Raw genomic sequence first — 16220 nt, forward strand, 5'->3', positions numbered from 1 at the left:
ACGAACAGGTTCTGCGATAGGCCGGGCACGTCGCGCTCGTAGGTCACCGAGAGCAGTGCCTTGCTCCCGGTGCCACCCAGCTTCATTTGGTCGAGGCTAGAGATCTGAGTGACGCTGTTATCCGGCCAGAGGACGCCGCTCTCGCGAAAGGCCTGCGTCAGGAATGTGGGTCCGCCGTCCCGCAACGACTCGATATGCGCTGGTAGATCAAGGCCGAACTTCTCGCCTCGTGCCCAGTTGATTACAGGTAACTCGGTCATGAAGCAGCGCTAGCGCACGACCGTGAGCCTTGAAAGTCGTCGTCGTAAACTGCTGCCTTGCGGTTACAGCCCGTCCCATCCGAAGCTGAATAAGCGGCTAAAGTCGGGGAGCGGCCACCGCAGTCTGAATGGCGGGTTATGGGTCGCACCGCCGCAAAGCTGCAAGCGTTCGCGTCTCGCAAGCAGACGAACTGTGAAGATCACCATCTGTGCGCTTCGCGATCAGGGAGTGAACCAGACCCTTCTGATCTTGCCGAACTCGACCTGATAGATGGCGACACCCTCGCTGGATCTGCCGCCAGCTTCAGTCCGCTCTTTGTCGATGACGAAACCGTCTGCTTCCATGCGCGAGAGGATCGTCGCCTTTGGGTGGTACTTGGTCAGCATTGGCTTGTAGCGCGCAATTAGGGCCGCTCGACCCGAGAGGTTCGGTTTAAGCTCAGGTCCAAGATCGAAGAGTTCCACATCTTCGGCATAATAGGACGCGAACGCATCCAAGTCGCCTTTGTTGAACGCATCCACCTGCCCTTGCACGATGGAGACCGAAGCTTCTATCTGTGGCGATGATGCTTGTGCAACCGCAATAGGGGTTGCGCCCAACGCCGTCGCCGCAGCGAACATCTTGGTTAGCGTTCGTCGCATTCTGCGCCCCTTTGTTGCGCACCGCCATTTCACGAGCGATGTTGGCGGAAAAGCTGCCGGACCGCAATCCTATCAAATGAGCTGTAAAGATGGTTCCTTCTGTTCACCGAAGGCTGCGTGATAGCGCGATGAACAAGCGGAAGGAGTTGGGGAGCGCACGGGATGACTGGATGTCGTAGTGTGAGTCGTGGGCGGCGTTAGCATCAGCTCGCAATTAGCGCAGCCGCGTATCGAACTTCAGAGCCAGCGTCGCGACACCTGCCTGACGCATAAGCCGGGGCAATTGGGCGCGTCAGCCCGGAAGTTCCTGTTTCCAGAACGAGCGTTGTTGATTAAGCCAGGGAGGCGCGCTGTTTCGGCGATCGCATGTAACGTTGCAGGGGGTGATAGATCAGCCGCGACCTTGCTCAGGAAAGGTGTGAATGCCGATGCCATCGAGCTTGCGATAGAGTGTCGAGCGGCCAATCCCGAGTCTGCGGGCGATTTCGGTTAAGCGGCCCTGATAGTGTCCGATCGCAAGTCGGATTACGTCGGCTTCGATCTGCTCCAGCCTTCGCACATGTCCGTCTTCCTCGAAGATCTGCACACCCGTCTGCTCTGGCACCCGACGCCTAAGCTCTTGAGGCAGTTCGGGGACGGCGACCTCAGCAAGAGCGGTGAGGTGACTTGCCGTTAGCGCGGCGCCACCGCACGTAGCCATCGCCTTCAACAGGATCGATTGTAGCTGGCGTATGTTACTCGGCCACTCGTATGAGCGCAGCACGTCATAAGCATCTTCGTTGATCGTCAGTTTACGAGAGCTTGCGTGATCTTGGACGCGCGCCAGGAAGGAGCGAGCAAGCGCGGGGATATCGCCAATTCTTGAGCGGAGCGGGGGCATATGAAGCCAAGTGGCATTCAAGGCCTTTTGCAGAGCGGGATCGAACCGACCTGTTTCGGTCAGCTCGCTCAGCGGCTGGTTGCTCGTAGTCAGAAGGCGCACGTCCATGACAAAGCTGTGCCCCGCTCCCAGCGGCCGCACCTTGTTCTGCTCGATGGAAGCCGCAAGTTCCTGCTGCACCGCTAGCGGCATGCGGTTGACCTCCTGCAGCAGCAACGTTCCGCCATGGCACGATTGCAGAGTGCCTACTTGCTTGCTGAAAGCGCCCGGGAACGCGCCCTTCTCATGGCCGAATAGAACTGACCGGAGTGAGTTCTCACTGTAGCTACGCATGTTCAGTATCTTGAATGGTGCGTTAGACCGCGGAGACGCAGCATGTAATGCACGCAGCAGCATTGTCTTGCCGGTGCCGCTTTCACCTTCGGCAAGCACGTGCCCACATCCCCTTGCAGCCATTGCAGCCCGTGCCAACGTAGCCCGGAATTGGGTGTCGGTGCCGACCATGCCCTCAAAGTGAGCCGGAATGTCAAACTTTGCCGATAGAGGCTGCAACTCGCCGAGCGCCTTAGGTCCGGATGTTACCCTGCGCAGTGCGCCTAACAGGCGGTCTGGTGCAAAGGGTTTGATGAGGTAGTCTGTGGCCCCAATGCGCATAGCGTCGATGGCGTGGGACGCATCGCCACTGGAGGTCAGCAAGAGGATGGGCAGGCCGGGATGATGACGCCGCAACTCCGAAAATGCTTCTCTTTCATCGGGCGCGGCGGACCAGCCATCCAGGATCGCTGCTGCTGCGCCAGCGCCTTGCAAACTGTCCAGAAGAGCTAGCGCCTGCACATGGTCCGGCGCGCAGGCTACTCGCCAACCGAACTTCGATACCGACGAGGTGACCCGTCGCACCTCACTCTGCTCGCTCCCGATCAGCACCACCAGGCGTTCCACGACATCCAACGGCACCATGTGAACCGGCCCCTTGAGCGAAAGTGAGCTGCACCCGGCTCACTTACCGGATGCGAAAGCGCCGTTTATCTTCGAAACTGTTAAGATCGCCACCACCTTCATTCTGAGCGCTGTTATGCCAAGTGCAGCAGCCGGTAGGCCATATGGCGGCTCGCTCGAGAGACGGCCGCTTCAACATGAACCGATGGCAATTTGTGAGAAGCGCCCGAGCGCCGCTGAGGGTCCTGTACTGGGTCGTCGCATTTTCAAAGCGGCTCGGCCGTTCGCGCCCAGGCCAGCATCAGCTATCTGCGACGGCATCTTCTAGTTCAAGCTTCGCCCGTCTTGGCCTGGGCACCTTCTTCGCCGGAACCTCCTCGGCCGGGGCAGCTTCCGAAGCGGCGCTGACGCCGCCTTGCGACCAAGGCCGATCTGTTTGGCTAATTCGCGCCGCCGCTCGCTGTAGCCCGGCGCAACCATCGGGTAATCGGATTTCAGTCCGAAGGTCTCCCGATAAGTCTCCGGAGTGTAGCCATGGCCGGCCAAGTGCCTCTTGAGGCTGCTGTAGGATTTTCCATCAATCATGCTGACAGGGGCATTCCGGTCAGCGAGGCTCTTGCGTACCGTGACGGCAGGCATTGGCTTCTCATCCGCTGCAGCGGCCTCCGGCTCGTGTCCGAGGCCTGTAAGCGCCCCATAAACCGAGGAGATAAGCGAAGGAAGCTGCTCGGCTGGCACGGTGTTGTTACTCACCATGGCACTGATGATGTCGGCCGTCATTTCAATCAAATTGTTGTGGTCGGGCAAAGTGGCTTATCTCGAGAAGGCTAGCGGCACTTAGGCGCGAGCGGTCGTCCCTACAAGGACGCCTGAGACCTGTGATGCCAGTTCCGTTTGTAGCTCGGGGTCGTGTTAGCCGAATATGGCCAGGCAACCATTATTTTGGACCGCTTGCAACGGCACAAAGCGCTCAATTGGGCTGCCAAGATGGCTCATTCCGCTCGCCAACAATCTGCCTCCAGTCTCGATGAACGAGCGGCCGAAGTCGGGAGGCTGAAAGGCGGCCTGAATGGCTTCAAGTGAGTCGCAGCGGATACACGGACACGCTCTTCGATCTACTGCGCCATGCGGGCGTTGCCACGAGAGTTGTGAAAGCTGTCGATGCCTGGGTATCGCTCGTAGTCGCTCTTCCGCAAGCGATAAGGTAACGGTGAGTGTGGGCAGAGCGTCCTGCACTCCGGACCGAGATGACAAGTCCTCGGTTCTGGTGAAAAATCGCGGATTAAGCACTGTACGAGGCTAAGAACTCGGACCGAAACCGCGCGATCTTTCGGTTGGCCTAAGCATCATTCGGCGGGTCCTTAATAGTCGAGGGCCGACTCCGCAGTTTTACCGCTCAGATCCTCAGCCCCACGAGGGGCGATTGCACGTTTGAGGCTCAGGACGACTCACTTTGTGGGATACCCTACACTCTCGTAAGCCTCGCGTACGCCGAAAGCTTCCTATGCCGGTAGGCCTTGTTTCATCATCCGGCGTATGATGTCCGCTGCTGCGCTTGCAGGCACGGCTTCAGAATACAGGAAGCCTTGGCCGTATCGACAGCCAAGCTCTCGAAGTCGCTGCTCCTGCTCTGCGGTTTCGATTCCCTCTGCGACGACCTCGATCTCGAGGCTGCGGCCCAGGTTGAGAACGGCTCCTACGATCGCAGCGTCGTCGGGATCCTTTTTCATATCTCTCACAAAGCTCTGATCAAGCTTGATCACGTCGACTGGGAAATCCTTGAGGTGGCGTAGCGAGGCGAAACCAGTCCCAAAGTCATCCAGGGCGATACTAACGCCCTCTCGGCTGAGAAGCTTTAGCGCGCGGTCGACGTACTCTGAGCCTCTGCCAAGGAACACTGTCTCTGTTACCTCAAGCTGAAAGCGGCTACTAGGTACGCCGGCGCTAGCGAGCCGATCAAGGACGCTCTCGGCAAAGTTGTCGCGGCGAAACTCAGCGGCGGCCGCGTTGACTGCCACGTGGCCAAAGGCAAGACCTTCATCGAGCCAGCAGCGCATATCTTCGATGACGCGGTCGATCATATGGTCGCTGATCGTGGCAGCAAGATCTAAGTCATCGAAGGCCGCGGCGATCGTGGATGGGAACTGGATGCCACGTCTGACATCGTGCCACCGCAAGAGAGCTTCAAAGCCATGTAGCTGCCGGTCCGGGAGTTGGATCTTGGGCTGATAGAAGGGTACGATCCGCTGGTTGCGGATTGCGGCACGCGCAAGGCTCAACATGGATTGTCGCGCCTGGATCTCGGCGCGGTGGTGCGATTCGAAGAGTGCCGCTCTTCCACGGCCCTGATTCTTGGCGACATAGAGCGCGATGTCGGCGCTTTTAAGCAGTTCCTCTTGAGTCCGGCCATGATCCGGGAAGACGGCAACGCCAATTGTCGCGCTGCAGTCCAGTTTACGGCGGTCATGTACGAGTGGAGTTCGAATGCGCTCCAGCAGTTTCCCTGCCATGTCGACGGCTTCATCCCCCGAGCCGATGTCCGGCATCAGCACCGCAAACTCGTCACCGCCGAGCCGTGCCAGTTTGGTGTTCGCAGGCGCTACTTCGCGCATACGCTGCGCAATCACAGCTAGGAGATGGTCGCCCACATCGTGACCCTCGGCATCATTGATGTGCTTGAAATGATCAAGGTCGAGTAACATCAGGCCAAGTTGGCAGCCACTTTCACGAGCCATCGCGACGCGGCTCGCCAAAACCTCCTGAAACGTTGCCCGGTTCATGAGGCCTGTCAAAGCGTCACGCGTGGCGGCACGAACCAGCGCCTCCTGAGCCTCCTTGCGCTCGGTAACATCGCGAGCGATTGCAACAAGCTTTGCAGGCTTGCCGTCGGTGAGCACGGGAGAGATCACGACATCCCAGTACTTGAGCACGCCGTGAAGAGTTGGCGTTGCTTCTGCGAAGGCGCCGTTGCCGCCGTTTAGAGCTGCCGACAAGGCGGCGGATACCGCCTTGCGCGCTCTCGCGGGCCAAAAGGAGACCCAGTCCTGCCCGTAAAAAAGCGAGGGATCCTGAATGCCTACCGCGCGCGCGCCCGGACCGTTGATGAATTCTAGTTTGCCGTCCAGGCCGATCAGCATGACACACTCAGTGACGGCTTCGACGATCCTGTGGTTCAGTGCCTCGCTCTGCTTGTAAGCAGCGTCAGCGAGTTTACGTTCGCTCAAGTCCAGGAGTGCCCCAATCAGACGACTTGGCTGGCCCAAGGGATCGCGGATGATGTGCGAGGAGGCGTAGACGTTCGCGTAAGTTCCGTCTGATCGCATAATCCGGTATTCCAGCGCTATCTGAGAATTAGCGCTTTCCAGTAGGCCTCGCATCTCCCGGAGGACGAACTCAGCGTCGTCGGGGTGTATTTTGCCGTGGAGCGAGTCCATGGTCTCGACCTGATCCGGGCTATGACCGAAGCAGCGCTCGAAAGCTCCATTCCAGCTAAGTCGATCTTCGTCGAAGTCCCACTCATAGACAAAGTCCATCGTCGTCTGGCTGATAAGGCGGTAGCGCTCCTCGGCCTCACGCAGCTTTGTCTCTGCGTTTTTTCGATCTGTGATGTCGGCGATAATCCCGGCGAGGTCACGCTGCGGACCTCCGCAGGGCCCCAGAACGGTCGCCTTGGCCTGTACCCAACGTATCGCTCCGTCTGCTCGGACGATGCGACACTCGATGTCGAACGCTTCGTTTTTCTTGAGGCACTGACGGATGCTAAGCTGTACCCGCTTCTTGTCGTCTTGCAGAATGGGGAATTCTCCCCCGCATTGATCTACCGTATCGTGGCCGAACAATTTGCTCGTCTCAGCGTCCCAGCTGCTCAATCCGCTGACAGCGTCATAGTGCCAGGTTCCGACACCGGCGCCAGCGAGAGCTTGGGCTGAGAACTCTGCCGAGCCAAGCCGAGCCGCGGGTTCAAAGGGCCCATCGACAGCACTGGAAAACGCAAGATTGTCTCTACCCAAATCCATCCCGCACCCAGACGCAGCTCGATTTCTTTCGCTCCAAAGCCGTAGAGGGTTCGCCTTAAGATTCATTGACTAACGCTGGGTCGACGACAAGTCGATCGAGCCGACCCAATTCGCGGTGCTGTCCGGCGCCACGACGGGAGTGGCGACCTTATGCAGCCAGATGAACAAGTGGGCGAAGTTGGGGAGCGAGAAGGACGGTCTAAATGGCGGGTTGTGGGTCGCCTCGCCTGGAGAGCTGCCACGAGCCTCACGGCGTCACAGCCACACGAAGATGCCATCTGACTTGCACAACTCGGGTCTCAGAACGCCGCCTGCAAAGCGTGCGCGTAATCGCGAGGCGCGTGGGACGCTCATTGTTTCAGCGGAGCAGGAGGTGGCTGCCCATCCAGAATCCGGTCCAGCCTGCGCAGCACGCCCGGCCTGTCGTGAGCCAGGTTCCGTGTCTCGCCAGGGTCGCCGAGTAGGTCATAGAGTTCGTATGTCCGTTCCCCATCCACGTCGCGGGTCCAGCGCACGAGGCGGTAGCGGTTCGTACGGATTGCCTGCCCCCAACGGTGCGGTCGGTTGTAGGCGTGATAGGCGTAGCTGCGCAGGCGCTGTGAGGCATGCCGGAGCACTGGCGCGAGGCTGATGCCATCGATCGGCTGGGGCCCCTTGGGCGCCGGGAGTCCGCTCAGCGTGGCGAGGGTCGGATAGATGTCGACCGTTTCGGCGAGTTGGTGCGTGACCTTGCCCGGGGCGACGCCGGGGCCGGCGAACACCAGCGGGATGTGCGTTGCCTGCTCGTAATTGGTGTGCTTGGTCCACATTGCGTGATCGCCGAGGTGGTAGCCGTGATCGCCCCACAGCACGACCACGGTGTTGCGCGAAAGCCCGGTGCGGTCGAGCTCATCGAGCAGCTTGCCGATCTGCGCGTCGGTATAGCTGACACCGGCGTAGTAGCCGTGGATCAGCTTGCGCTTGAGCGCGTCGGGGTACTGAGCCTCGGGCACGTCCTTTGGCACCGGAGCGTAAGCGGTGATCTCGCCGCCGACTTTGCCGGCGAAGGCGGGCGCGCCCTCGGGCAGGCGCTCGAAAGTGGGCATCGGCAGCTTGGTCGGATCGTAGAGGTCCCAGTACTTCTTGGGTACAGAGAACGGCAGGTGTGGCCGCGCGAAGCCCGCCGCGAGGAAGAACGGCTTCGCGCCGCCCTTGAGCGCCTCCAATCGATCGATCGCAAACTTGGCGGTCCGTCCGTCGGCATAGGCTTCGTCGGGCACGTCGGGCGATTCATAGGCAAGGCCCCGCGGCAGGGTGCGGGCATAGTCCCACACGTCTTCGTCGGGCAGCTCGAACTCGTTGAACAGCGCCTCTTCGCTGGTGTGACCGAGCCGCAGAGCCTCGGGCGTGAGGTATTCGATCACATGGTCCTTGTGCGGGGGCACCGACCAGCTTTGCGGATCGCCGATCGTGCCGTGACCGATGTGGAAGACCTTGCCCATGCTCTCGGTCTCGTACCCGGCCGCCTTAAAATACTGTGGCAGGGTGACGGCGTTCGGCAGGTAGTCGCGCAGGTTCTGCCCGAAGTCGTAGATGCCCGAGGTGGTCGAGCGCGAGCCGGTCATCAGGTTGAATCGGCTCGGCGCGCAGACTGCCTCATTGGCGTAAGCGAGATCGAAGCGGGTGCCCCGCGCGATCAGCCGGTCGATGTGAGGCGTAACGGCGACGGGATCGCCGTAAGCATGGATTGCCGGCTTGAGGTCGTCGACCAGGATCAGCAGCACGTTGGGTTGCGCCCTCACGGGCGGCGCTGGCTTCGCTCCGAGGGACCAAGGAACGGCGAGCGCCGTCAGCGCAAGCAGCCTCGCCGCGCGCTTGCGAAGACGCCGCACGCTCAGTCGGCTCCCTCTGGCAGAGGGCTCTCATCCAGGTGCGGCTTGCCTTTGAACGGGTGATTGTCGCCCTGCACGCGCCGCCAGGCTTCCAGCCGCGCGCGCAGGCTCTTCAGCGTCCTGGCGTGGGCCGGATCGGCGGCGAGGTTGTGTGTCTCGCCGGGGTCGGCGACGATGTCGTACAGTTCGTCCGCGGGCCGGTGGTAATAGGCATCGACGATCTGCTTGGCGGCGGGATCCTTGGCCGCCGCGTCGCGCCAGGTGGCGAAGTAGGCGTCACCGCCGAGCGGTGCCTTCTGGTCGATATGCGAGGTGAAGACGTACTCGGGATGCAGGTTCTCAATGTACTTCCAACGCGTGGTGCGGATCGCGCGATTGGGATAGACGTTGAAGTCGCCGTCGTTGTTGTGCGTTGTGAAGACCTCCGAGCGTCCGGCGAAGGTGGCGCCGGGCGTCAGCGCCTTCAGGGAGGACTGCCCGTCGATGCTTGTGGGTGGCGGACCACCGGCGACTTCCGTGAGCGTCGGCAGGATATCGATCCAGCTGATCATCGCATCGGTATGCGCACCGGGCGTGGTGTGTCCATTCCAGCGTACGATCACCGGGGTACGGGTGCCGGTGTCATAGAGGTTCCACTTGCCGAATGGCCATTGCGCGCCGTGGTCCGAGGAGAACAGGAACAGGCTGTCCTTGCCCAATACCTCGTCCGTCGCGGCCATCACGTCGCCAAGTTCGGCATCCATGCGCCCGATCGCAGCGTAGTAGCTGGCGCGCGCCTTGCGGGTCTCGGGCGTGTCGATGGTCTTGCCAGGCAGCGTCAGCGCGCCGGGCGCAAAGCCGTCGCCTGAGACCGGCCAAGGCACATGCGGCCAGTTGCTGCCGAAGAAGATCGCCAGCGGGCGCTTGTCCTTGCGCGTCTTGAGCCACTTGATCGCGTCGGGGATGCCGGCGTCGTCGTGGAAGGTGTCGTGCTCGTAGTGGTCAAAGCCGTACTGTCCCGTCTGCTCGTAGTGCGAGACCTTGCCGAAGGCGACCACCTCATAGCCCTGCGCCTGCAGGTAAGAGGGCAGCTTGCGCACCGCGGCATCGGGGCGCTCGTGGTTGGCCTCGGCGCCGTTGCGCGCGGGCATCAGCCCGGTCAGAAGCGCCGCGCGGCTGGGCGCGCAGGCCGGCGAGGCGACGAAGGCGCGATCGAACGAAAGGCCTTGGCTCGCCAGCCGGGCGAGGTTGGGGCTGCGCGCGTCGCGGTCACCGGTCGGCGTGGTATCAATGTAGCCGAGGTCGTCGGCGAGGAAGACGACGATGTTCGGCTTGGCGGGCGCGGGCTCGCTCTGCGCGAGCGCCGGTGACACCGCCAGCGCGAGGGTGGAGCTCAGCAGAGCGCGCCTCAGTCCGCGCGCGAAGATCGACTTGGTCTTGTGGGCCGCCATTCGCGGGCTCCTTCTGTCTTTTGCCGTTCAGAACTTGACGCGCGCGCCGATGGTGTAGGTCGTTTCATCCTCGAGCAGCGAGACGTTGAGGTCCTCGCTCCCGCGATAAAGCGAGGTGTGATTGCGCAGGATGTTCGATCCGCCGACATCGATGCGGAAAGCTTCGGTGACGTCGTAGCCGACGCTGAAGTCGAGGCGACCTGCCGCGCGCGTATACGTCAGCAGCGTCGGCACCACGTTGGTCACCGCCGGATCGAACGGACGCAGCTGGACGCCACCGGTGCTGTCGCTGTCGATGTACTTGGAGCGGAAGGTCCAGATGAGCCGGGCGCTCAGCCCCAGCTTGTCGTAGAGCAGGCCGGCGGTGTAATTGTACTTGGATACGCCGATCAGCGGATTGCCGGCAAGGGGATCGTCGCCCTTGATCTTCGACTGTGCCAGGGTGAATGCGCCTTGGACGCCGAACCCGGAAAGTGCGCCCGGCAGGAAGTCGAAGAAGTACTGGCCGCTCACCTCCGCGCCCTTGAGGTCGACCGAGCCGACGTTGCGCGGGCTCGAGATCAGGTAATTGAGGCCGCCGATCGTTTCCTGCGTGCTGGAGGTTACGACGCGATCCTTGATCGAGCGGTAATATCCGGTGACCGATACGTAGCCGCTCCTGAAGTAGTACTCGGCGGTGGCATCGAAGCTGTCCGACTTCTGCGGCTTCAAGTCCGGATTGCCGCGGCTGCCTGTGTTGAGGAGGAACACGTTGCCCACCAGCGTGAGCGACTCAGTAGGGCTTAACGACGAGAAGTCGGGCCGGCGGATCGAGCGCGAGTACGTGAAGCGGGTCTGAAACCCTCCCGGGAGCTGCAGCCGTGCGGTTGCCGAAGGGAGAAAGTCGGTGTCGGAGGTCGCGGCGCTCACCAGATTGTAGGCGGTGCCCACTCGCTCGAAGCCGGAGATGGTGCGGTCGGTCCTGATCAGGCGGCCTCCGATCACGCCGTCCAGAGTCAGATCGCCGATCGGGATCTCGTAGCCTCCCTCCAGGTAGCCTGCGTAAGTCGCTTCCTTGGCGTTGAACTCCTTGGTCGGGTCATAGTCGGGCTGGCGCAGCGGCAGCTTGAACAGCGCCCGCAGCTCGTTGCGGCCGCGCTCCGAACGCAGGTAGGCGGGGTTTACGCCCAGGAACGGCATGCCCCCGTTCAGCCGTGGCGCTTCGCCGATCACGCCGAGAAAGTCCGACGAGAGCGGCAGACTGGAGACCAGCCGAGCTGTCGCTTCGGTCGCCGTACCGATGTTGCCGAAGCCGATCGACTGCACGGTGTTGGTCTGCTGCACGTTCTGGAACCGTGCCTCGCGCCTCGCATAGCGCAGGCCCCCGCGCAGCTTCGAGAGAATGCCGTCGAACTCGTACTCGCCATCGGCCTTGGCCTGGAACAGTTCGCCGCGCGCCAGGCTGAAGTTCTGGTTGATCGAATTGCGTAGCGACAGGTTGGTCGGATCGAGCGGGAGGGAAGGGGCGATCGTCATCGTCGGGCCGTTGTTCACGTCGGTCTCGACGAAGACCGATGCGACACGCTGGCCGACCTCGGCGTTGAAGTTTTCGGTGAACGCGCGCGAGGTCTGGTAGGCGACGTCCAGCGTCGCCTTGGCGCGCTCCTGGGCGAAGTTCAGGCCGCCGGCGATCAGCTTGTTCTTCTGGGTCACCCGATTGGAAGACGAGTTCTGATTGATCACGACATTGTCGAGCTGGAAGCTCTTGACGTTGCACACCCGCTGCACCGTGAAGGGCTGCAGTGTCTGCGTGCCATTCGCGTTGTTTACCAGCGTCGGGTTGGTGCCTGCCGCGTTCACGCGAGCGTCGAAGCAGTCGTCATCGGCAGTGATGTTGGAGATGCGCGAGCGGTCGGTGAAAGGCTGGGCGTTGAACCCGGCGAAACCGGCGGTGCTGCGAAAGTAGGTGTAGAGCCCCTCGACATAGGCCTGGAGCGAGGGCGTCGCCTGCCACTGCAGCGCGGCGTTGACTTGCTTGCGATCGACCTGCCCGACATCGGGCATGTTCTGGATCACCTGCGGGATCAGATAGCCGGGGGTGTTGAGCGGCGCCGAGCCCGACCAGCGGCGCTCGGTGAGGTTGCTCTGGCCGCGGATCGTGTCGGAGCGCGACCAGGTGCCGTTCACCAGCAGACCTATCTCGCCCACTGGCGTGTCGGTGCGATACGAGGCCAGGGCGCCCAGCGCCGGATTGCTCTTGCCGACGTTGACGCCGTAGTTCTGCCGCGCGGTGAGCACGAGCAGCGGCTGCTTGAACGCGAACGGGCGGTTCAGCCTTAAGTCGATGGAACCAGCGACCCCGCCTTCGATCTGGTCAGCCGTCTGCGACTTGAAGGCATCGATCCGGGCAAGCGCTTCGGCCGGCACGTCCTGAAGGTCGAACCCGCGGCCGGTGGTGGTCATCACCTCGCGGCCGTTCACCGTCGTCAGGATGTCGGTGAGCCCGCGGACACGAACGCTCGACAGCTCGTTGTTGCGGTCGTTCTGCACCTGGATGCCGGGCACGCGCTGGAGTGCCGCTGCGACCGTGGGATCCGGCAGCTTGCCGATGTCGGTGGCGACGATGGAATCGACGACCTGCGTTGCCTCCCGCTTCACGTCAGCCGCCTTCTCCAGCGACTGCCGGATGCCGGTGACGACAATCGCATCGCCGCCGCCATCGGCTTGCGGAGCCGCTTCTTGCGCGATGGACGCCTGACTGGAGCAGAGCATTGCTGCCGACGTGAGAAGATAGACAGCGCGCGTACGCATGCGCTGCCCGCCGGCCCTGCTGGTAATTTTCATGTTGCCCCTGGATCTTGATCTTGCAGCGCACGCGCAAACAACGGCGTCGCCGCCGCCACGCGCAGGCGTGCCGCTGATGGAAGATGATGCAAGATCTGGCGCTGTCGCCTCGACCTGGAAAACCCAAGTAGCAGCATAGACTATATGCGACAACATAGATCCGCTTGCATCCGCGCAAGCCGCTTGGCCTATGGCGCGAACGCTAGATCGGTGCCGGGACGAGGACACTCATGCTCTTGAACAGGAACTTGAGGGCAAGCCGCTACCCCTCGCAACTGGCTTACCACCAAGTGACTCGGGTGAAAGCCAGGGTGCGATGGCACGCACATGATCGCGAACGGACGTGTGGTACGGGAAATTCGTCGAACGCCGCTGAACGTCCAGGCTCGGTTGGCTGTTGTAGAGCAGCCCGCCCCTTCGCGCCCGCACGCGATCACTGCCTCTCGCCTTACTGCCGCCACTATCGAGGGCTCTGATGCGACTTCATCTCTGAGGAAAACCTAGATGTCGTTAGCCGACACACCCCAGCTGATAAGGCTCTTCAGATATCCTTGGAGTTTGACGCGGCTGTAGGCTGGCAGTATATACTATAGTCTACAGTCATACGGTCGTCCTGCGTACCAGGTAAGCTTGAAGAGATCGCAGTCCGCTCTGTTGATACTATGAAAAACAGACTAAGTTTCGTTGTAGATACCCCGCTGCGGGGCGTATCAGCTGTGAAGTTACAGATGGGCGATGGTGTCTCTGCTGCCGTTCGTATCCAGACCGCTACGATCTCCGGCGTGCCCAGTGACCGAGCGGTGGTGGAACTCAAGCTGGGATTATGACGTCCCCGTTCCTTGCTAGCTTAGAGCACGCATCAGAAAAGCAGATAGGCCGCTCACGTGTAGAGTTTCGGACGGGCAGGTGTCGGAGGATCGCCTGAGCCCAAGTCCATTGGCCTCATAAGCTGAGCTGGCTCCTGAGCATTTCCCGTCTGCTTCAATCGCGATTCAAGTATGGCAGTTGTGGCATCGAAGCATCGAAGTTGCCTTCTGTCATGTAGAATCAAGGGCGACCTGGAGTCCGCGCGATGGCAGGAGCCCAGTCACGGCCGGCAGAGTTTCAATGCTGCTTGGGTCGTCATAGATGATAATACGATCCGCATTGCTGCCAGCCAGAGCCCCGCTGTCCGACTGGCATCGATTAAATCCTTCCAAGCAGGCGGCTGTAAGCGGCATCGACAAACAAAGGCCGTGCAATACGCCGCTCAACAGCGTCCAGCCGAAACGATCGGCGTTTCAGGCAAGCCCTGATTCCGAGCTGAACAAGCGGCAGGTTGTGGGAAGCCGCCGAGCGTCGCTGAGCGTCTGGTTGTGGGGCTCGGCGGGACCGAGCAGGGGAGGGGCCATCCCTTCATCCGCTCCAGAGCGGCCCGGCCGTTCCCGCCCAATAGTGGACATCGCCGGCATTCCGCTCATTCGGCATTAACCGCTGACACCCATAAGGGAACCCACGTGAAATCGATTGGGTTTGAGCGTCGTGGAAGCAGGTCAGCCGAAACTCCGAGTCGAGTGGAAAGAAGGCGTTGAGCATCTCCGGCTGCCGGCAAAGAAGTCGTGGTTCGGATCAGCGTTTCTGGGTGCCTGGCTGCTCCTTTGGGTTTGGGGTGGGAGTAAGGCGGCAATAATTCACCCTCAGGATGCGACGACAGCAGTTTGGCTTATCCTCTGGGTGCTTGTGTTGGCCGCCACAGCAATTTGGCTTATAGGCCAACTCGCCGGGGTCGACATCGTTCGGGTACATCAAGGAGAGTTGGAAATCACGAGGCGTGCTGGCCCGTTTGCGCGCACGTGGCGGTATAGCACCCGCATGATCGACAACCTGCGAATAGATACGTCCCAACGGACCGGAGAGGATTTCGACGGAGCCCAGTATGTGCCTTTCACGAAGCAGCAATGGGGCGCCGTTCGTTTCGACTACGGTGCCGAGACGATCCATCTAGCACCCATGTGGATGCCCTCGAAGCAGCACAGATTGCCGATTGGCTCCGGCAACGCTTGCCTGCCTCGGCATCCTGCTGACCGACATCACCGTCAAGCGCCCAAGGCTCGATCAGCTGCGACAGGACGTCCGCTTTCCACCCGATATCGCCATAGAGCCGGCCATTAGCTCAACCTGAAAGCGGCCATTTGCTCAAAGCGCGTGCCCTGAACGGTCCTGGCCGAACGCTTACCCGTTGGGGTGGGAGCGAGCCCTTGGCTCATTGCCTGTTGCTTACCTTTTCGTCTTATGGCCAACGGTTCTCACGAGAAGCGGTCAGAAACCAATGAACGATGAAGACGACGCTTGGGAGCCTTCGAGGGGCGGGGACTGGATTATATTCTTGTCCAGCGCCCTGCCTACGTGTGGGCTTATCGCACTCTTTTGGTTGGCGGCTTACAATACAGAGAAGTGGTATGTAGGGAGGCGGTCGCTAGGCTACGTTCAAGTCTCACGATTTGATGCGTTGATGGTTGTTTACCCGACCCTGGCGCTCATGACCGTCATAGCTCTCGTCAAATTCGGCTCCATAGCTATAGCTTTGCTCAGAGCGCCTAGAGCTCCTCCACTACGGGTGAAGTCAATCGGTTCGGATGAGGTCGTCATATGGACGGGTCGGCTTGGATGGCGAACCATGACGGCGCCACGCGTCGTAATAATAGCACTAGTCACGTTACCAATTGTTCTGGGCGCTTGGTGGCTACTAAGTATCATTCAAAGCCCTAGGGGCCTGTATACTAAGGTGGCTATCGGGGGATGGCCTACTTTACTACTTTGTGGGACAGCGATACCGATCTTTGTGGTCTCATGGAAGTCGATAAAAGGGTGGCTGCGTGACACAGTGGCAACCATTCGGATCACGGACCAACGAATTACCTGGCACGCTTTCGGCAAAAAAGAACCCTACCGAGAAATATCAGGCGAAGAGATTGTAGACGTAGCCTTGGTCAATCAAAAGGCGTCCTGTAGTTCGCTCACTATCATCCGCCGCAAGGATGATGATGTGGCCTATTTCGAACTTAACGGTCTGGCAGATCCGCAGCTCGCTTTGCCGGCTATTCAGGCCCTGATCCGGTGATCAAATGCCTTAGGAGCCACGTGGAGCGGACCGTGGGTCTTACCATGTTCATTGAGGTGAACATCGTCCGCTATCCACCCCGTTTGCGCGCTGGGACGACAGAAATGGCTAGCCTGAAGCGGTCGATCGTTCAGGTGAACGTATGGCCCGCCCCGTTTGCAAGTAGGGTGATTGGACGTTCTGATCAGTCTGCGTCAACGTATACGGTCTCATGGGCGAGCCCATGGCCAAGATGGACATCCGCGCGTTTAGAGCCTCATAA

The 16220-nt window shown here is 60.8% G+C and carries 9 protein-coding genes; 1 reads left to right on the forward strand and 8 read right to left on the reverse strand.

Annotated elements, in window-relative coordinates:
* The 8 genes from GV044_RS19735 to GV044_RS19770 form a co-directional block, all read right to left on the reverse strand.
* Window positions 1–260, reverse strand: a 260-nt coding sequence (locus tag GV044_RS19735; protein WP_201299174.1) for a hypothetical protein, incomplete at its 3' end; no start/stop codon positions are given.
* A 222-nt stretch (window positions 261–482) separates the two neighbouring features.
* The gene (locus GV044_RS19740) at window positions 483–881 is read right to left on the reverse strand and encodes a nuclear transport factor 2 family protein (RefSeq protein ID WP_159874116.1); all 399 of its coding nucleotides are present in this window, start codon (window positions 879–881) and stop codon (window positions 483–485) included.
* A gap of 412 nt (window positions 882–1293) precedes the next feature.
* Window positions 1294–2739 carry a sigma-54 dependent transcriptional regulator gene (locus GV044_RS19745; RefSeq protein WP_159874118.1) on the reverse strand — a complete coding sequence of 482 codons (1446 nt, stop codon included), beginning with the start codon at window positions 2737–2739 and terminating at the stop codon, window positions 1294–1296.
* 303 nt (window positions 2740–3042) lie between these two features.
* Complete coding sequence (locus GV044_RS19750) at window positions 3043–3498, reverse strand: MucR family transcriptional regulator (protein WP_159874120.1); 456 nt, start codon at window positions 3496–3498, stop codon at window positions 3043–3045.
* A 722-nt stretch (window positions 3499–4220) separates the two neighbouring features.
* On the reverse strand, window positions 4221–6587 hold the full coding sequence (locus tag GV044_RS19755) for an EAL domain-containing protein (RefSeq protein ID WP_159874122.1): 2367 nt from the start codon (window positions 6585–6587) through the stop codon (window positions 4221–4223).
* A gap of 497 nt (window positions 6588–7084) precedes the next feature.
* On the reverse strand, window positions 7085–8515 hold the full coding sequence (locus GV044_RS19760) for a sulfatase (protein ID WP_236555132.1): 1431 nt from the start codon (window positions 8513–8515) through the stop codon (window positions 7085–7087).
* Between the two features lie 92 nt (window positions 8516–8607).
* Window positions 8608–10035 (reverse strand): sulfatase, encoded by a 1428-nt coding sequence (locus GV044_RS19765; protein ID WP_159874124.1) that lies wholly within the window; start codon window positions 10033–10035, stop codon window positions 8608–8610.
* A 27-nt stretch (window positions 10036–10062) separates the two neighbouring features.
* Complete coding sequence (locus tag GV044_RS19770) at window positions 10063–12858, reverse strand: TonB-dependent receptor (protein ID WP_159874126.1); 2796 nt, start codon at window positions 12856–12858, stop codon at window positions 10063–10065.
* Window positions 12859–15721: 2863 nt separating this feature from the next.
* On the opposite strand from GV044_RS19770, the gene GV044_RS19775 reads away from it, so the two are divergent.
* Window positions 15722–15958 carry a hypothetical protein gene (locus tag GV044_RS19775; protein ID WP_159874128.1) on the forward strand — a complete coding sequence of 79 codons (237 nt, stop codon included), beginning with the start codon at window positions 15722–15724 and terminating at the stop codon, window positions 15956–15958.
* Window positions 15959–16220: the final 262 nt, after the last annotated feature.

Origin of the sequence: Novosphingobium sp. 9U, assembly GCF_902506425.1 — a bacterium.
GTDB lineage: Bacteria > Pseudomonadota > Alphaproteobacteria > Sphingomonadales > Sphingomonadaceae > Novosphingobium.